The sequence below is a fragment of the Streptomyces sp. Alt3 genome (assembly GCF_030719215.1).
Classification (GTDB): Bacteria; Actinomycetota; Actinomycetes; order Streptomycetales; family Streptomycetaceae; genus Streptomyces; species Streptomyces glycanivorans.
In genome coordinates, this window is record NZ_CP120983.1 from 2,015,720 (window position 1) to 2,033,711 (window position 17,992).

A 17,992-nucleotide genomic window follows, 5' to 3' on the forward strand; every position below is an offset into this window, starting at 1 on the left:
CCCTCGCTCATCCAAGGAACCAACGCACGTGGTACGTCGAAGCCAGAGCAGCAACCCTCGTTCGGTCGTCGTCCTGACCTCCGGTACGGATTGGGGCACCCGCGCCGCCGGACAGAAACGGAGCAGCGGGGCCGAGATCCCGATACCCCAACGGCAGCCCGCGAAGATCAAGGCCTTGCAGCAAGCCGTCAGGCTGGCCAACCTGGCCATCGACAAAAAGAACTGGACCGCAGCGCGCTACGCGCTCAGCCGGGCCCGCACCCTGACCAACGCCCTCCCCGCCAACGTGGCCGTTCGAGAACGCGAGAAACTCTCAGCGGCACGCAAGCGGTACGCGGCGCGCAACACACCGGCCGCGAAGAACGCCAGGCAGACGAAGACGAAGGCAGCGCCGGCCAAGCGTGCGGGCGGCAAGAAGCCTGCCCCAAAGAAGTCCACGGCGAAGAAGGCCGCGCAGAAGCCTAAGCCCGCGCCCGTTCGCGACCTCGGTGACCGTTTCATCAACCGCGCGGCCCTCGGCTACACCGAGACCAAGGTTTCCTGAGCACGGCGAAAGCGTGCCGCCCACCGCTCAGCGGACGGCACGCCCTGCCGTAGCTCAGCTCTCCGACGCGAACCGTACGAACTGCCCCCAGCGCTCACGGCTCACCGCGAAGGCCGGGCGGGTCACGTCCTTCGAGTCCCGTACGTATACGCCCTGTTCGGCGACCGCGACCTCCACGCAGTCGTCGCCCTGGGTGCCGCTGTAGCTGGACTTGAACCAGACGAGTTCCTTCGAACCGCTACTCATCGCTCTCCTCGAAGTCGCTCCAGCAGGTCCCTGGAATCCTTGGGGTTGAGGGCCTGTGAGCGCAGTGTGTCATAGCGCTGGCAGAGGAGGCTCATCTCTTTCGGGTCGGAGATCAGCCGCCCGTTCTGCTGCCCTTCGGAGTAGCCGAGCCGCCGCCCCTCCGGGGTTTCCAAGATCCGCATGGGCCCATCCAGGCACCCGTGGAACGGCAGCTCCAGCGGCACCACCTGAAACGTCACGTTGCGCGGCGCGGTCAGCTCAAGCACATGGTCCAGCATGTTCGCCTGCACCTGCTCTCCCCCGAGGCGCCGCCGGAGAACCGACTCCTCCACGATGAAGCTGAACGGCACGGTCGGCCGCTCCCGCAACATCGCCTGACGCTCCATCCGTGCAGTGAGCTGCGCCTCCGCCTGCTCATCGGTCAACAACGGGATGCTGTTGTCGAACACCGCCCGCGCGTACGCCTCCGACTGCAACAACCCCGGCACCAGGCGGCACTCATACGTGCACAGGCTCACCGCCTCCCGTTCCAGCCGTGCCCACCGCCGGAACCACGCCGCGAGCCCCGCCTCACCCCGGGTGAGATGGCAGGCGGCCTTCCGCAGCGCACCGGTGTTGCCGAGCGCTTCCTCCGCACGCTCCACGAACACGTCGTCCGGCATCCGTCGGCCCAACTCCACCGACTCCACCGTGTGTTTGGAGTACTGGACCCGGGCGCCGAGCTCAACGCGACTGAGCCCCGCGTGTTCGCGCAGCGCCTGGACGACCGCGCCGAACGTGCGCAGACTGTCGGACGGATGGGGTTCCCGCTCCCACTCCCCCGCCGGAACTCCCTGCGCGCCGACGCCCCCGGCCGCCTCCCCCACACCGATGCTCATCCGGCCCCCGCCTTTCTCCGCACCGCACCGCGACGGCTCCTGACACCGCTCCGGGCTCACCACTCAGCGTGACGGAGTGGACCCCGTACTGTCCACTCTTCGTGCCCGTACGCTGACTCCGCGTACGGGGTGTGGCTCTCGCCCCCAGGCGCGTCCTGCCGTCACTCTGGCGCCATGAACCACGCGCTGCCCCAAGTCGGCCGCCCCACCCGCACCTTCTCCCAGCTCCTGTCGTCCACGCGACGCGGCGCCCGGCTGGCCAGACTGCTCGCCGGGACCGAGCTGCGGAGCTGGGGCGCCCCGCAGGACCTCACGGAGCGTGCCGAGCTCGTGGTCGCGGAGCTCGCGGCCAACGCCGTCCTCCACGGCCTCGTACCGGGTCGCTGCTTCCGGCTCACCCTCGCCTACGACCTGGCGGCCGGCCGCCTCCGCGTCGAAGTGACCGACGCCCGCGGGGAGGCGTACCCGCAGCCCCCTCCGGCGGACACCGAACCCGGGGCGCTGCACTCCGGCGGCCGGGGCCTGCTGCTCGTCGCCGCCCTCACCGACCACTGGGACTGCGTACCCCACCCACCCGGCGGCAAGACCGTCCGCGCCGAGCTTCACGACACCAGCTCGTGATCCCGTCGGCACAAGAGCGGGTGCCGGCTGTCTTCAGCGGGCACTTGCACCCGGGCGGGCCCTCAAGCCGGTGCTGGTGCCCAGCGAGTTCCTCGAACGGCGACTACAGGATGCACTCGGCCTCAAGAGAGGAACGACTGGTCCGTCAGGTACGCATCCCCAGCTTGAGGGCGGCTTCGCGGGCCTTCTCGTCGGCCAGGGCTATGAACCGTTTCCGCGTGCCGTACGTCTGGAAGTCGGCCTGAGACTTGACCAGCAGGGAATCCGCCCGCTCCGTCAGCTGTTGTGCCGCTTTCAGCGCCTTGATGTGGTCCTTGGTGTACCGGTTGGACGGCAGGGCGTGCACCTCACTGGTGCGTGTACGGACGCGAGTGATCAGGCGGAGTACGGTCTGCCGCTGGGCATCCAGCTCGGCGGCACGCTGACTTGCGCGTGAATTCGGCGTCCAGCCTCGCGCCGAAGCTGCCTGGTCGGGACTGGTGATCGTCCTGCTCCATCCGGCGGACGGGGCCGGATGAGCGGACAGGCGAAAGGCTGCCGGGTTGAGCGGAGTGATGTGACCGAGCTCCGGGAGGGAGAACAGCGCGACTTCCCTCTCGTCGGCGAACTGCCGGGCGCTGGCCGTGTAGCCACCGGATGCATAGAACAGCAGGTGGTGGTGCGAGTCCGCTACTCCCCGGAGTTCTCGAATGGGTCCGACACCGATCGGCTGGCTGTAGTGCTTCACCTGTGCCACGGCGTCGCGGGCGACCACGTCGATGCCGCCGTCCGCGCCGGCGCCCGTCACCCGTGCATCGGTGAAGCCGATACTGCGCATGTGGTCAGCGGCGGCGAGCTCGGCGTCCTGCCATGTGCGGATGCTCCTTGTGTGGAAAATCCCCTGCGGTGAGCGTGTACTTCCTTCCGCATACGGAGGTGCGGGGGCCTGGAAGGGTGCCCCCCGGCCCGGTCCTGTCATCCCGAACCGCTCGTGGTCGTGCTGCGCGTGCGGAGGTGTACCAGAGGCGTTGCCGTTGCTGCGCCGCCCGGCGTCGGCCAGAGCCCTGGCCACGGCCGGAGAGAGGGAACTGAGCTCTATCGCGCCTTCGGGGCCGTCGAGTACGACCGCCTCTCCGAACCGGGAAGCGCCTCTCCCCTCGAGGAAGGTAAGGGGACGGCGCAGTTCCATGTGGGCCACCTTGAAGGTGCCCCGCCACAGAAGGAGGCGTCGACCGGTCAGCGCGCCCTGGAACCGGAGCGTGGCGAACAGCAGCTCGACCCGTTCGTTCGGCTCCAAGCGCGCCAATAACTGTTCTGCTTGTGGAGAGTTGGCCACCCAGCCGCTGCCGCGAACAGCAGCGGAGGTGCGAGGGTCATTGCGGAGACTTGACACCATTCCATTTTGCAGCAACTCCCCCCGTCTGACATGGCTTCCGACGCGGACGTGGTGTGATCTGGGCCGGTAGGCCATGGGTCATGGCGCCGTCTTTGCCGGGGGTTGCCTGTCCGTGAACCGTGGCGCGCACCGCCGACAGGGAGTGTCGCCACACTCGAATCAGTCGTCCCACACCAAAAGCGTGTCGACGAAGCCAACACCCCTCATGGCCGATGCCGTCGCCGCGGGTCGGTCCCTCGACACGCAGCTCCTGGAGCAACGACGTGACAAGGCCGCCTTCGGTCATCCTGCAGCGCTCCCAGGCAAACCAGGGCGTCGAGACAGGTGTCGATCCGCGCCGGCTCCCGGCCCGAGCGAGGCCAGGAAGTCGTCGAGCATCGCGGTCTGCACGTCGACGGGGAACCGGTCGGGGTCGAAGAGCGCCTGCACGACCAGCCCGTGCGTGAACGCGACCGCTGCAGCCGCCAGTTGTTCGGCGTCGGCATTCGCGTCGCCCAACTGGTGCAGCCGGCCGGCCGCTTCGAGATGCGGCCGGACCATCCCCCGCAACCGCGCGTAGCGCCCGGCCTGCTCGCCGGCCAGCCCTTCGTCGGCGAGCGCGAGGTCCCACGAGCTGACCCAGATGCGGTTGCGGGCGGTGTCGTCCGGCGTCAGCGGCAGGATGTCCAGCAGTATGGCGCGCACCGACGGCAGTCCCTCGGCAGGCCGTGCGCGGCGCGGGCGTTCCGCGGTACGTACCTCCAGCAGGTCCAGCGCGTGCGCGATCAGAGCGCGCTTGGTCGGGAAGTAGTGCATGAGCATCCCCGTCGAGCCGTTCATCGCGGCGGCGACGGCTCGCAGGGTCAGCCCGCCGAACCCCTTGTCGGCGAGCACGGCCCATACCGCCTCGGAAACGTCCTTGCGGCGGGCTTCACGGTCTCCGGGTGCGGGTGGCGGCATGCTGCTAGCTTACGTACCGAACGCTCGTTACGTACCCCGCAGCATCGAACCGAGGTCCCCGTGTTCATACTCCCGCTCCGTGAGAACGCCCAGCTCCGCCCCCTGGAGCCCGCGCACGCACAGGAGTTCCTCGACCACATCGACCGAGCCCGCCCGAACGTCGATCCCTGGATTCCCTGGGCGACCTTCAGCACGGACCTCGCCTCCGCCACGGCCACCCTCCAGCGCTACGCCGACAGGCAGGCCACTGACACAGGCCGGATCTACGGGATCTGGCAGGACGGCACCCTGGTCGGCGGCGTGATGTTCACGCGCTTCGACACGGCGTCGGGGAACTGCGAGATCGGCTGCTGGGCGGAGGAGGCGGGCCAGGGCCTGGGTCTGGTGAACCAGGCGTGCCGGGCACTGATCGACTGGGCGTTCGGGGAGCGCGGGATGAGCCGCGTCGAATGGTGGGTCTCCTCGGTCAACACCCGGAGCATCGAAGCGGCCCGCCGCCTCGGGCTGACCCGGGAGGGGGTGCTGCGACGGCACACCGAGTACCGGGGCGAGCGGCGCGACATAGAGATCTGGTCGGTCCTCTCCGACGAGTGGCCGCCCGCATCCTGCAGCACCGCGCCGACCGACAAGGACGAGCTCGACCGCCTGATGTCCGCCTTCCTCGGCGCGTTCGACAACACGAACGGTTCCAGCCCCGAAGTAGATGTGATCCGACAGGTGTTCATCCCTCAGGGAATGATCATCAGCAACACCGGGACGGGGCCAGTGGTCCACGACCTCGACGCGTTCATCGAGCCTCGGGCGAAGATGCTCACCGATGGGACGCTGACGGAGTTCTCCGAGTGGGAGGTCTCGGAGCGGACGGAGATCTTCGAGTCGATCGCGCACCGTACCAGCGAATACCGCAAGTCCGGCTTCCACGACGGCGAGCGGTTCGAGGGCGCGGGCCGCAAGACGACCCAGTTCGTACGGACACCCGTCGGCTGGCGGATGGCCGCGCTGACCTGGGAGGACGAGTAGACAGGCCCCCAGACGTGTCGATTCGCGTGGGTGGCACGGCCGTCGTGAGCCGTCAGTCCAGCAAGCGCTCGGCGCGGTCCGGAACGCCACGGATGTGCCGGCCGTCGGCGACCATCCCGAGGAGGAGACGGTGCCCCTCCGCATAATGGATGAGACCGGACACGGCGGCCTCGCGCATGAGGGTGACGGTGTCCTTGACGGGAATACCGCGCGCTGCGGCGTACTCGCCCGCGTCGCGGTCGTCCGTGATCCAGACGGCCCCGGCGAACTCCTTCCTCGTCTGGATCAGGGCGAGGGTCTCGGCTTCGCCCAGATGACGCAGGGGCTCCCTCGGAATGCCGCCGAAGACCGCTCGTCGCAGTCGGTCCGCGAGGGCGATCTCAGCCTCGGTGCACAGTTCGATCGGCTCCCCCAGCCAGCCCTCGACGGGGAGTTGGCCGAGGTCGCGGACGTAGGCGGCGGAGCGGCGGGCTTCCTCCGCCACCGCTTCGGTCCAGCGGCCACACCCGCCGAGCACCTTGCGGAGCAGATCCAGACGGCTCACGGCACCGAAGTTGCAGAGAACCGTGTTGTCGGGGAACAGGCTGACGCGGCTGGAGAGGTCCAGGGGGTTGGTCATGGCTGGAATACCGGGTCGCCCTTCTCGTCCTCCGGCAGCGCCCGCGGGGCGCGCGACGGCTCGAGTATGGCTCTCAGGTCATCGACGGTGCGGTCCAGATAGGCGGCCAGGGGGCGGAGGGTCGTCTCGCCGGCCTCGTACGCGGCGTGCAGTTCTGCCATGGGGACGAGTGGCGGGCGCGCCACGGCGGATTCGGCGCGGTGGCGGTAGTGGTCGTCGAGCCGCCCCGCGAGGACGTGGCAGATCTCGGTGGTGAAGCCACGGAGCCTGTCCCGGCGGGCCGTGTCGAGGAGCCCGATGCGATGGAGTCGTGCGGCCAGCGCGCTCGGCGACACCTTGAAGGCGACGACCAGCTCGCTGAGCTCGGCGTCGGTGGGAGCGTTCCGGTCGGCGACCGTGCGTTTCCAGACCGCTCGCACTTCGGGTTCGGGCATCAGGAAGTGGGCGGCGAAGACATTGGCCCTCACCTCGGTGTAGTCCTTCTGCCTACCGGGTTGCGGTACCGCGTCGGCGCGCAGGTCCTGGGCGTCCCGGGCGAGGAGGTGTCCCACCTCATGGGCCAGGGTGAAGCGTGCCCGGGTCCATTCCTGGGTGGTTGCGAGCAAAACGATGCGGAAGGCGTCGGACTGCCACGTCGCGCCGGAGAGGGCAGCCTGGGCGGGGAGGTCGACGAGCGCCACGTCGATTCCACAGTGGTCCGCGAGGAGGCGGGTGAGGGCCGGGAGATCCATACCGGCGGGAGCCTCCGCGCCTTGCCGCGCGAGGTGCTCCGTGAAGTCGGCCGCGAGGCGTTCCCCTTGGTCGACGTACCGCTCGAGTTCAGGGCGGGGCTGAGGCAGGTCGGGGATCGCGCGGGGCCGGCCGAGCAGGTCCAGCACGTCGTAGGCGTTCTGGAACCGGCAGGCGATGGCCTCGATCTCGGCCCACCGGGCCCCTTCGGCCACCGCACCGCCGGAACGGGCGGCTGAGCGGGGGCGCACCGGCTCGCGTCCGCCGAGCAGGTAGTCCACCGTCGTGCCGGTGGCTTCCGCGATGCGGGCTAGATCCAGGGAGCTGAAGCGACGCACGCCGCTGAGCGACTTGGAGAGCTTGTCCGGGGAGAGGCCGACCCGCTCGGCGAACGCGGTCTGGGAGAGGGAGGCTGCGTCCATGACTCCACGTACACGGTCGATCACAGTCTCGGTCATTGCCTCACCGTATCGACGTGTTGCGAAAATCGCAACGCGTTGCTGTCCTCTGCACCCGCTCGTCCGGCTTACGGCCCCCTTTTCATCGGCACCTGACCGGTGCACTACTCGTGGGCACTCCCCGCTCACCCGTTCAGGCACCGGAACAGTTCGACGGAGGCTCGCCGAAGATGGTGCGTGCGGACTTGACCGTCACTCGCCCGAAGAGATGGTTGCCACCGGCGCCGAGCGCGGCACCGATACCGAGTGGCACCTGCTTGCTGAGCACCAGGACCCCCTGCTTGGTCCCGTACTTCGTGATGAACCGCGGACCCAGCACCTTGTTGACCCGAATGATCGCGCTCATGGGGATCGCATCGACGATGCGCCGTGCCCAATAAGGGCCTGTGCGCCCGATCGTTCTGTCCAGCGCCGTGATCGCCCTGTCGCCGAGAAGGACCGTCAGGACCAGGAGCCTGCGTCGCTCGATGTTCTCCGGGTGCGTGCCATGAACCTCGGCCAGCGACAGCGTGTAGAGCACTGACGCTTCGGTGAAGAGCAGGACATCGGCCAGAGCTGTCGGAATCCCGGTTCCGGGCACGATTCCTGCCGCGCCGGATGCTCCTCCTGACACTGTGACGCCGAAAAGGTAGTGGCGATCCAACCGCCGGATCAGATCCTGCGGGGTGTCGTCGGGGTGGGATCGCCGCAAACCAGCGACGCGCCTCTCCGCCAGCGGCTGCTGGACGACCAACGCCTTGTCGAAGGCCTGCTGGATCAGGCCCTTGGTGCCATCGGTCTTACCCATCGGGGTTGTGGTCCTCTCGGATTGTGTGCGCGTACGCCCTGGCGTCGAGATGTCATGCCGTCACCGCGTCCGCACCCACCCGTCCAGCCCCTCCAGGTGACGCGGCAACCTGTTGCCCTGCCAGCCCAGCACCAGCCGCTGACGCGCGCGGGTGATCATGACGTAGTAAGCCATGCGCAGGGTCGCCGCCGTGGGGTCGGTGGCGGAGTCGGACTCCGCGTCGGCGATGACGACGGTGTCGAAGTCGAGGCCCTTGACGCTGGCTCGGTGGACGACGACCACGCCGGGGCGGGCGAGTTCGAGGTCGCGGTAGCGGCCGGCGGTGGCCGCCGAGCTGTAGAGCTGGGGTTCGTGGGCGAGGCCGGAGCGTTCCAGGAGTCGCATCAGGTCGGCAGCCATGCGCGAGGAGTTGACGATGACGCCGATGCGGTCCGCCGGGTGCCGCGCCGCCGTGGTGGCGATGTCGTCCGCAAGGTCCTTGGCACCGGAGTAATGGCGGATCACGGGCAGGACACCGCTGCGGAAGGGCATGGGGGAAGCGCTGCCGCCGGTGCGGAAGTGGTCGGCGAGGGACGCGATCTCGCGGGTGTTGCGGTGGTTGCCGGAGACCTCGGCGCGCCCCGTGGCGCGGCCGAGGGCGTCGGTGATCTCGGTGAGGGTGGAGTTGGTGTCGGTGAGGCGCTGGCACTCGTCGGCGAAGACCGTCACCGATGCGGCGGAGAGGCGGACGAGCCGGTAGAAGCCCGGAGACAGGTCCTGGCCCTCGTCGACGACGAGGTGGGGCGTGGCCGCCTCGTCGTCACCGAGGGAGGCGGCGGCCTGGTGGGTGAGGGCCGTCCAGTCGAACCAGCCGTCCTGGGTGCGCGGTGCGCCGTATCCGAAGTGCTTCAGGACCCAGGCGTGCACGGTGGATGCCTCCACCGGGGCGCCCGGGACCGTGAGGCCCTGGAGGGTGTCGCGCAGGAGCTGGCGCAGCAGGTTGGAGCGCGACAGGAGCACGGTGGGGCGGCCGGTGAGGGCGAGGTGGACGGCGCGGTGCGCGGCGAGCAGGCTCTTGCCGCTGCCGGGCGGACCGCTGACGACGTGGTTGCCCGTCAGCGGCAGGGCGTCCAGGCAGTCGCGCTGGGCCTGCGTGAGGTCGGGGTGGAGGACGGGGGCGTTCGTGGTGGTCATGGGTGTCATCCCTGGACGGTGGCGGCGGCGTACTCGCGGCTCGCGGTGAGGACGTCGGTGAAGTAGCCGGGGACTCGGGCGGAGCCGACGACCAGGGCACGGTCGAGAAGGGTGTTGCCGGTCTGGCAGCTCGTCTCGGGCAGCAGGGTGCAGGCGTGGCAGGCGGCCCGGTTGAGGTTGCCGAAGCCCTGGCCGGTGTGCTCGGCGCACAGAGGGTCGGCGGAGCACCAGGCGGCGGCCTCCAGCATGCGGATGAGCGTCTCGGCGAAGTGCGGTGCCTCGCCCTGCCTGACGAGGCCACCGAGTGTGCCCTCCGCGTCACCGGCGGCCGTGTAGATCAGCAGTCCGTGCTGACCGTGCTCGGGGCGGCCGTAGACGCGCTCGCGCAGGCTGGCGGTGGTGTAGCCGGAGTCGAAGGAGAGCTGGCGGATGAGGAGGTGGGCGACCGTGTGCAGGAGGAGGAAGCGGGGGGAGAGTTCGCCCCCGGCGGTCTCGGCGAGCTGGTCGCCGCGGAACGACGCGTCCAGGTCGGCACGGATGCCGCGGACATGGGCGCGGACGCGGGGGTCGCTCTCCCAGGCTGTCAGGCGCTTGTCGTCGAGGGTGAGGACGATGCCCTCGCCGTAGACCTCGGTGGCCGGCAGCCAGCGCAGGCGTCCGCTGGTGTCGGCGGGCACGAGTGTGCCTCCCGGGGAGTGGCGGCGGAACCCGGTCAGCGCCCGCACCTCGCGGAGCCGGTCGGCGAGGACGACGCCGCCGATGTGCTCGTCGAGGGCGGCCCAGGGCTCCTCCGTCTCGCCGTCGAGGCCGAGGCCGCCGCGCCGGACCGCGAACTCGCCCGTGGGCTCCGGAAGCAGGGCGGCGTCGAAGGCGTTCCACTCGTCGCGGCTGAGATCGGTCTTCCGCGCGTCCGGTCCGGCTGCGGGAGGGGTGGGCGCGGGAGCGCCCGTGGCCTCCGCGACGAGCTGGTCGATGAGGCTGTCGGGTGCCTCGGTGTCCTCCTTGATCAGCCTGCGGAACGTGTCGGCCCGGGACTCATCGGGTGCGTCGAGCAGGAGCGGCCAGCAGCCGTGGCCGCGGACGGCCTCAGCCGCGTCCTGCTCCGCGCGCGGGGGTTCGGCGGACTGCGGGATGTCGAGGGCCGAGTACACGGCCGGGTAGTAGACGTTGCCGGCGGTGCGCTGCACGATGTGGACCTGCTGGCCGCAGGTGGCGTTCTCGTCACGGCGCTGCCAGGGGTTGCGGCCCGGGCAGTGGCCTCCCTGGGGTCCGAGGATGTCGAGCAGGTCCCGCTCGGCGCCGCACTGCTTGCCGTCGTGCCGTGTCGCTCCGCAGCGCACCGAGAGCGCTTCGAGTCCGGAGGCGCGGTCGGCGACACGGAAAGCGAGCCGTCGCGCCTGCCACGTGTGCTTCTTCTCCGTGCAGGAGTCCCGCAGTTCGGGTGCGAGGCGGGAGTGGGCCCAGTACCACCAGTCGACGTCGTCGAGGTGCCCGTCGGCACAGATGCGGACGAACCGCATCGGCGTGAGACGGGGCGCGGCGGCGCAGGCGGCGCACACGGGCGGCTCGCCGGGCTTCTCCATCTCGCGCAGGAAGCGGACCATGCTCCGGCAGGCGCCGCAGAAGAGCCAGCCGGGGAAGCGGACGTGGGGAACGCCGGGGCGGTCGGGCTGGTCGTAGCGGTCGTTGAGGGTGTGGGGCGCGGCGTAGAAGCCCTTGACGCCGAGGCGGGCGGCGAGCCGGTCGGAGGGGACGGGCGTCTTGAGGTCCGGCCACCTCTCGATGCCGGCGGCGACGAAGGACTCGCCCTGCACGTCGAGCACGGCACCGACACCGAACGGCAGCACGGTCTGTGCCTGGCGGACCCGGAGTTTGCGCTTCACTTTCCTGCTCCCGTCACGGTGATCTGGCATTCGCGGTCCACGCTGCGCATGGAGTTGAGGGTCTCCCACAGGCCGTAGCGCTGCTCGAAGGTCTTGAGGAGGTTGTGCTGGCCCTTGCCCTGGCTGCGGTAGTAGAGGTCCTTGCCCTCGGCGGCGGCCGTCCGGGCCTGCCGGTACCAGGTGTCGAGGAGGTAGCCGAGCTCCGCCCGGACGTCGGCGCGTACGGCGGCGGCGCGCGTGGTACCGGGCTCGGCGGCCGCGGCGCGATCGGCGAGGGCGTCGGCGATCCGCTCGGCTTCGTCCCGGTGGCCGGTGATCCGGCCGGCCTGGTTCTCCGCGGCCAGGCCGAGCCGGTGGCGGACCAGGACGACGAGTGCGGCGTGCAGGGCGCGGCGGCGGGCCGGCGGGGACCAGGGGGTGACGCTGGCGGGTTCGACGTAGCGGTACAGGGCCCGGTGGTAGTCGATGAAGGTCTCGTAGTGGGACCGGTCGCGCGGGCGGGTGGCGTTGAAGTAGGTGACGACCAGACCCGGCACGCGGTGGCGGCCGACGCGGCTGGTGGCCTGGATGTACTCGGCGGTGGTCTTGGGCTGGCCCTGCATGAGCATGTAGGCGAGGCGCTTCACGTCGACACCGACGGAGAGCATGTTGGTGCACGGCAGGAAGGCGACCGACCGGGGGTCTTCCCAGGGCTTCTCCAGACGGTCGAGGAGGACGGGCTGCTCGGCACGCTTCAGGTTGCTCGTCAGTTCCTCTACGTCGCCCAGCACACGGACGCCGGCTCCTTCGTCGAGGCCTCGGAGCTGGGCGGGGATGTCGTCACCGGCCGCGGTGACGGTACGGCCGAGTTCCCGCAGGCTGTGGTGGTAGGCGACGAGCGTCCAGTAGGCGTCACGGTGTTCCTCGGGGAGCTGGTGGACGCCCTGGAGCATGGCAGCCGTGGTGGCGACGGCGCCTCGGCCCGCGGTGTGGCCCTGGGCCATGACACCGAGGTAGAGGCGTCCGGGGCGACCGCTGTCGGGGACGGCGAAGAAGCTGTCGCGGGCGTCGGGACCGGACGGCGGGAACAGCTGGACGTCCTGGTGGTGGAGCGCGCGTACCTGTTCGGCCGAGCGGCGGATCGTGGCCGTGGCGGCGACGATCTTCGGCGGACGGCCGTCCGGGCCGGTGCACAGCTCCAGGACGGCCGCCTCGTAGAGGCCGACCGTGGTGCCGAGCGGTCCGGTGAGCAGATGCAGCTCGTCCTGGATGATCAGGGACGGGGGCGGGTTGCCGGTGCCCGCGCCGAAGAGACGGCCGGAGTCCGGCTCCCAGGCCAGCTGGGCGAACTTGTCGACGGTGCCGAGGACGAAGGTCGGCGGCTTCTCGTAGAGGTGCTGGTCGACGACGGCGACCGGCAGGACATCGTGGAAGCGGCATTCGTCCCGGGGGCAGTAGAAGGCGAACTCGTCCTTCTCTGCGTGGACTCCGTAGTCGGACCGGACGCTGGACCAGTTCGCCGGCAGGATGCGCGTACCGCACCACGGGCAGCGGTCGAGGATGAAGACGTCCTCGGGGTGGGTGGCCTCGCGCTGCTGGTCGAAGGCGTCCTGGGCTGTCTGGAACTTGTTGGGGGTGGTCGTGTCGCCGACCCACAGGCCGATGGTGACCGGCTCACTGCCGAGACCTAGTCCGGGTTCATCGCGCCGCAGGTGTTCCAGGGCGCAGATCGTGGTGGCGGCACGCTGGAACTGCTGGGTGGTGAGCAGACTGAGGGTGTAGCGACTGAGGACGGCGGTGCCGCCGCCCTCGCCGCGGATCCGGCGCAGGGCGATCGTGAAGGCGGCCAGGAGGAGGTACGCCTCCGTCTTGCCGCCGCCGGTGGGGAACCAGATCAGGTCGGTGGTCCCGCGGTCGTGGTGGCCTGGGTCGGCGACACCGTCGAGGGCGAGGAGGAAGAAGGCGAGCTGGAAGGGGCGCCAGGTGGCGTCGGGGTCGGCGGGCGGGTCGAGAGCCACGGCGTCGGAGCGGTGGCGTCGCAGGCCGGCCTGGTCGGGGGCGGAATGCCGCATCTGCAGCAGCATGACCCGCTGGGCGATGCGGAAGGCGTCGAGGAGTTCGGGGCGGTCGGGGTCGCACAGGGTGCGCACGCCCGCTTCGATGCGGGAGACCGCCTGGCGAACGCGGTCCAGGATGCGCTCGGCTGCCTCCCGTCCCCAGGGCGGTACCTCGACGGAGCGCTGACCGACGTACCAGGCATGGTAGGCGGCGGCGAACTCGGCGAGCTCCTCCCTGAGTTGATCTCGGTCGACGGTCGGGTCGGCCAGGTGGGAGATGTTGAGCACGGGGGCGTCGAGCGGACCGCCGGCGCGCACGGCGGGCACTTCGGCGCGCGGCAGGATCTCGCAGGCGAGGAGTTCGACCCGGTCTGCCTCGCCGCGTTCCTCACGTACGGCGCAGCCATGGCCGACGGCGTGGGTGACGACGTGGCGGTACTGCAGGCGCAGTTCGCGCTCCTCGGGGTCACGGCTGGCGAGCCGGACGCTGGGGTAGGGCAGCACGGGTTCTCCGGCAGGGCGGACGGTGAGCCCGCACTGGAAGAGCATGTCGTCCCAGCTCGGTGCCTTGCCGCCGGAGCCGTCGTGGTGTTTCTCGTTGATCAGGGCAACGGTGACCAGTGTGCCGTCGCCGTAGGAGCGCCGGGTCACCTGGATCTTCGCCCGGCTGTCGAGGACGGGCACCTCATTCCGGTCGGGGCCGATCGTATGCGTCTCGGGCGGGAGCGGGACGCGCTGCCAACGGCGCCCGCGCCCGGCCTCGTTGCGTCGCGTCTCGTAGCGGGCGGCGGTACAGCTCACCTCGATGTGGACCGCCTTGGTGTAGAAGCTGAGGCCGAGGGAGGCGGGCAGCCAGCTGTTGGTCTCCGGCACGGGATCGGCGGCCGGGTTCGCGTCGGGGGCGTCCTCCTCGGCGGCGGGCGCCTCGGGGTCGTCGGCCGCGAGGGCGAGCTGCCGCTGGAGGTCCGCCTGTTGCGGGTAGAGCGTGCCCATCAGGTACTGCCGGTCGGGCGGCGCGTCGAGCACCTCTTCGTCGTCGCCGACGGGGCCGACGAGCTGACGGGTGAGGTAGTCGACCAGCTCCTGGCGCGGGTCCATGTGCGGGTTCCTTCGGTTCGGGTGGAGTGTGGCCGGTTCATCGGATGCGGCCGGCTCAGGCGTGCTTGGGGGCCATTCCGTGACGGATCAGCTGGCCGAGGAGCTTGGCCTTGGCCTTCGACTCGACCTGGCGGATGCGCTCGCGGGTCACGCCGAAGACAGCCCCGATGTGTTCCAGCGTGTCCGGTTCGTCCCCGTCGAGCCCTGTGCGCCGGACGACGACGTGCCGGTCCCTCTCGGGCAGGTGCTCCAGGACGTGCCGCAGGCGCCCCTGGAACTCCTTCCGGAGCAGTACCGCGGGAGGACCGGGCAACCGGCTCGGTCCGATGATCAGGTCACCGAGCGCGATGTCGTCACCGATGATGCGGTCCAGGGAGTCGGTGGGCCGGCTGATCCTGCGCACCTCTTCCACTTCGGCGAAGGTGAGGCCGGTCGCGTAGGCGACGTTGTCGATGGTCGTCGGCCGGCCCTCGCTCAGCAGCTTGCGCTCGGCAACGGCCACCTTGCTGACTCGCTCGTGCACATACACAGGCAGTCGGACCATGGTGCCCTCGTCCGCGATGGCACGCGTGATGGCCTGCTTGATCCACCACGTCGCGTAGGTCGACAGCTTGAAGCCCTTCTCGGCGTCGAACTTACGGACTGCACGCATCAGCCCGAGGGTCCCGTGCTGGACGAGGTCCTCGATGTCCAGTCCACGCCCCTGGTAGCCATGGGCGATCTTCCAGACGAGCCGCAGGTTGTGCAGCACGAGACACTCGTACGCGCGCCACTGCTCGCCGCTACGGGACAGCGTCTTGATCTCCTCTACGGGGACATCTCTGCCGAGGCGATCGGTGCCGCCACGGAGGAGCACCGCGAGGCCCACTTCCTCCTCCGCCTTGAGCAGAGCCTTGTCCGGGTGCCGCCGCCACCGGTCGGCTTCCAGCACGGCCCGCGCCGCGTCCACAGCCTCGGACAGGTGACCGCCCGCGGCAGGAGCGGCGGGGCGGGCGGCACGCTTCTTGCCGGTCGGCGGCTTCGACGGCGCGGCTTCAACTCGGGCAACGGGTCGGCCCGGGCGGGTGACGGGAAAGGCGACGGTCAACTCAGCCGCCTCGGCGGGGCTGAGCCCGTGGAGCCTGACGACGCCGTCGTGGGCGAGCCTGCCGACCTTGCCGTCGGCGTCGGCGTAGCGGGCCAGCATCCGCCGCGCCTGTGTCAGGCGCCGGGCCCTCTCGCTGGGGACGGGCGCCGGAACGGGGCGGGGCGCGGGGCCACGCCGCCCGACCGCGGTGACCAGAGGAGCAGCCGGTTGCGCCACACGCACCACGGCGGGCCCCACCGCGGAGGCTCGCGGCTCCTTTCGACGCGTGGGCTTCACCTGCAGGCCGACCGCGGCAAGCCCGTTGCGCAATCCTCGTCGCTGCTCGTCACTGCTGAGCCCGAGCCGGTCCACCTCCAAGGCGAAGGCCTTCTGGCTCACGAGGCCCGAACGCGACGCGGAGCGCCTCAGCCTCTCGACGACGAACGGCAACTCCGCCTCGATCGTGCGCCGTCTGGCCTCTGTCGTCGGGTCCCCACCCATAGCGCCCCCCACTTGAGCGTCGAGTGCCCGGCGATCGGCGACGAACCGATCAGGCACCTGAGCAACTCTAGGGGCGCCCCGTTTACACCGTCAACGCATTCACGCTTTTCGTTTACCTTTTCTGAAAGTGGGTCGCTTGACGGCGTCAACAGGTAGGGTGATCGCGTTCGTCAGGACCATCCCTCCCGGAAGGCCGCCCATGCCGCAGCTCGACCGGCTCCCCGGCACGCCCGAGTTCCGCATCAAGCTGCCCAAGGACGGCGGCGTGGCGCGCGGTCACCTGCTCACCGAGTTCGGCGACAACGGCACGCACAAGTTCCTTCTCCTGGAGGGATCGTCCATGGCCGCCGATGCGTGGCCGGGGCTCGGCAACCACGCGCGCCGGATGCGCACGGAACTGCGCGCGGACGGCAGCCTCGCCGACGCACCCGCCGACCCCGTCCCGCCCGGGACGGTGCCGCGCTGGGTGGCATCCCGGGACATCGCCTGCAACTCCTCCTCGGCCGCCGCCGCGTTGGTGTACGGCTACGACGCCTCCGGCCCCGAGTCCTGGCGAACCGTCGAAGGTCATCCGCTGGCCGACTACCTGTCCACCGGCTGGCGCGCCCCGCGCAAGGCGTGGCTGGTGCGGGGCTCCAACGTCTCGGGCCACAACCTGGTCCGGCAGCTGTGGCTCGAGGAGGGCATCGTCTCCATCGCCGGCGCTCATCTGCCGCCCTTGGAGGAGAGCGATCCGACGAAGAGCGCGCTGCGCCGCTTCGTCGAGGAGGGATACGAGGGCGCCGCTTCGTACAACCAGAAGCGTGGCCTCGTCGACGAGTTGCACGCCTTCCTGACACAGATGCGTGTCGGTGATTCGGTGGCCACCATCGGCGACGGCCGGCTTCACGTCGGGCGGATCACCGGTGAGGCCGTACAGATCTCGTCTCCCGGCGGCCGGTCCAATCTGCGGCGAACCGTCACCTGGCAGACGGGGAGCCACCCGTACGAGGAACTGCCGGAGGAGGTGCAGCAGAAGCTGTCGGTCCAGCACGACGTCGTCGATCTGACCGGCGTACTGGAGGCGCTGGACACACTCGACGGACACACCGGAACGACAGCGATCGACGGCCCCGTCCGTCTGCCCGTGTCCGAGTCGCAGCTTCAGCGGGAGCTGTCGCTACCCGACGTCACCGGGTCGCTGGCGGCCGATCTCCTCATCCATGACAGGACCTGGCTGGAGGAGGTGCGCGAACTTCTCTCGGACGAGAAGCAGTTGGTCTTCTACGGGCCTCCGGGCACAGGCAAGACCTACCTCGCGATGAAGCTGGCCGAACACTTCGGCGGCGGCCCCGAGCAAGTCAAGATCGTGCAGTTCCACCCGTCTTACTCGTACGAGGACTTCTTCGAGGGCTTCCGGCCCGTCGAGGACCCCGAGACGCGCGAGGTGGCCTTCCGGCTCACCGCGGGTCCGCTCCGGGAGCTCGCCGACCTCGCCTCCCGCGAAGGCAACCGGCATGTTCCGCACTTCCTGATCATCGACGAGATCAACCGCGCGAACCTGGCCAAGGTCTTCGGTGAGCTGTACTTCCTCCTGGAGTACCGGACGAAGTCCGTCCGTCTCACCTACTCCGGGGACGACTTCGCACTGCCCCCCAACCTCTTCGTGATCGGCACCATGAACACCGCCGACCGGTCGATCGCACTGGTCGACGCGGCGATGCGGCGCCGATTCGCGTTCGTGGAACTCTCCCCCCGAGTCGAGCCGACAGCCGGGCTGCTTGCCCGTTGGCTGAAGTGTCAGGGTAAGGAGCAGGAACCGGCTCGTCTTCTCGACGCTCTCAACGCCCGTATCGACGAGGCCGACTTCGCCATCGGCCCCTCGTACCTGATGAAGCCGGGCGTGTACCGCGACGGCGGCCTCGAACGGACCTGGCGCACGAAAATTCTCCCGCTGCTCGAGGAGTACCACTACGGAGAGGGCCTCGATGTCGCCGCCCGCTACGGCCTCGCCTCGCTGCGCGAACAGCACCCATGACC

At 70.0% G+C, this 17,992-nt stretch carries 15 protein-coding genes; 4 read left to right on the top strand and 11 right to left on the bottom strand.

The genetic code is table 11. The annotated features are described in order from the left end of the window. Positions 1–28 precede the first annotated feature (28 nt). Positions 29–544, top strand: a complete 516-nt coding sequence (locus P8A20_RS08460; protein WP_306103254.1) for a hypothetical protein — start codon at positions 29–31, stop codon at positions 542–544. 54 nt (positions 545–598) lie between these two features. Here P8A20_RS08460 and P8A20_RS08465 read toward each other — a convergent pair whose 3' ends face one another. Both P8A20_RS08465 and P8A20_RS08470 read right to left on the bottom strand, forming a co-directional pair. Further along, positions 599–790, bottom strand: a complete 192-nt coding sequence (locus P8A20_RS08465) for a DUF397 domain-containing protein (protein ID WP_306103255.1) — start codon at positions 788–790, stop codon at positions 599–601. Further along, complete coding sequence (locus P8A20_RS08470; protein ID WP_306103256.1) at positions 787–1,668, bottom strand: helix-turn-helix domain-containing protein; 882 nt, start codon at positions 1,666–1,668, stop codon at positions 787–789. Before P8A20_RS08470 ends, P8A20_RS08465 begins: the two co-directional genes overlap by 4 nt. A 174-nt stretch (positions 1,669–1,842) precedes the next feature. Here P8A20_RS08470 and P8A20_RS08475 point away from each other — a divergent pair, with 174 nt between their 5' ends. Then, entirely contained in the window at positions 1,843–2,289 is a 447-nt protein-coding gene (locus P8A20_RS08475) for an ATP-binding protein (protein WP_306103257.1), read from the top strand. Positions 2,290–2,434: 145 nt separating this feature from the next. Here the strand turns inward: P8A20_RS08475 and P8A20_RS08480 are convergent, their stop codons facing one another. Both P8A20_RS08480 and P8A20_RS08485 read right to left on the bottom strand, forming a co-directional pair. After that, positions 2,435–3,604 (bottom strand): restriction endonuclease, encoded by a 1,170-nt coding sequence (locus tag P8A20_RS08480; protein WP_161121916.1) that lies wholly within the window; start codon positions 3,602–3,604, stop codon positions 2,435–2,437. Positions 3,605–3,946: 342 nt separating this feature from the next. Further along, a complete protein-coding gene (locus P8A20_RS08485; RefSeq protein WP_051800434.1) occupies positions 3,947–4,603 on the bottom strand; it encodes a TetR/AcrR family transcriptional regulator in 657 nt (218 codons plus the stop codon). Between the two features lie 60 nt (positions 4,604–4,663). Between P8A20_RS08485 and P8A20_RS08490 the strand changes: the two genes are divergently transcribed. Continuing rightward, on the top strand, positions 4,664–5,623 hold the full coding sequence (locus P8A20_RS08490) for a GNAT family N-acetyltransferase (protein ID WP_306103258.1): 960 nt from the start codon (positions 4,664–4,666) through the stop codon (positions 5,621–5,623). Between the two features lie 52 nt (positions 5,624–5,675). On the opposite strand, the gene P8A20_RS08495 is transcribed toward P8A20_RS08490, so the two are convergent. The 7 genes from P8A20_RS08495 to P8A20_RS08525 all read right to left on the bottom strand — a co-directional run bounded on the left by P8A20_RS08495 (position 5,676) and on the right by P8A20_RS08525 (position 16,030). Next, a complete protein-coding gene (locus P8A20_RS08495; RefSeq protein WP_237691171.1) occupies positions 5,676–6,242 on the bottom strand; it encodes a PIN domain-containing protein in 567 nt (188 codons plus the stop codon). After that, positions 6,239–7,429, bottom strand: coding sequence for a helix-turn-helix domain-containing protein (locus tag P8A20_RS08500; RefSeq protein ID WP_306103259.1), 1,191 nt, complete (start codon positions 7,427–7,429; stop codon positions 6,239–6,241). The genes P8A20_RS08495 and P8A20_RS08500 overlap by 4 nt, the downstream gene beginning before the upstream one ends. 133 nt (positions 7,430–7,562) lie before the next feature. Further along, a complete protein-coding gene (locus P8A20_RS08505; protein ID WP_306103260.1) occupies positions 7,563–8,216 on the bottom strand; it encodes a hypothetical protein in 654 nt (217 codons plus the stop codon). Positions 8,217–8,276: 60 nt separating this feature from the next. Next, a complete protein-coding gene (locus P8A20_RS08510) occupies positions 8,277–9,389 on the bottom strand; it encodes an AAA family ATPase (RefSeq protein ID WP_161121918.1) in 1,113 nt (370 codons plus the stop codon). 5 nt (positions 9,390–9,394) lie between these two features. Continuing rightward, a complete protein-coding gene (drmB, locus tag P8A20_RS08515; RefSeq protein ID WP_187282434.1) occupies positions 9,395–11,272 on the bottom strand; it encodes an MrfA Zn-binding domain-containing protein in 1,878 nt (625 codons plus the stop codon). Next, complete coding sequence (locus P8A20_RS08520; protein ID WP_306103261.1) at positions 11,269–14,406, bottom strand: helicase-related protein; 3,138 nt, start codon at positions 14,404–14,406, stop codon at positions 11,269–11,271. The genes drmB and P8A20_RS08520 overlap by 4 nt, the downstream gene beginning before the upstream one ends. Positions 14,407–14,461: 55 nt before the next feature. After that, complete coding sequence (locus P8A20_RS08525; protein WP_306103262.1) at positions 14,462–16,030, bottom strand: sigma-70 family RNA polymerase sigma factor; 1,569 nt, start codon at positions 16,028–16,030, stop codon at positions 14,462–14,464. A 142-nt stretch (positions 16,031–16,172) separates the two neighbouring features. On the opposite strand from P8A20_RS08525, the gene P8A20_RS08530 reads away from it, so the two are divergent. Then, positions 16,173–17,990, top strand: coding sequence for a DUF4357 domain-containing protein (locus P8A20_RS08530; RefSeq protein ID WP_147964040.1), 1,818 nt, complete (start codon positions 16,173–16,175; stop codon positions 17,988–17,990). Positions 17,991–17,992: the final 2 nt, after the last annotated feature.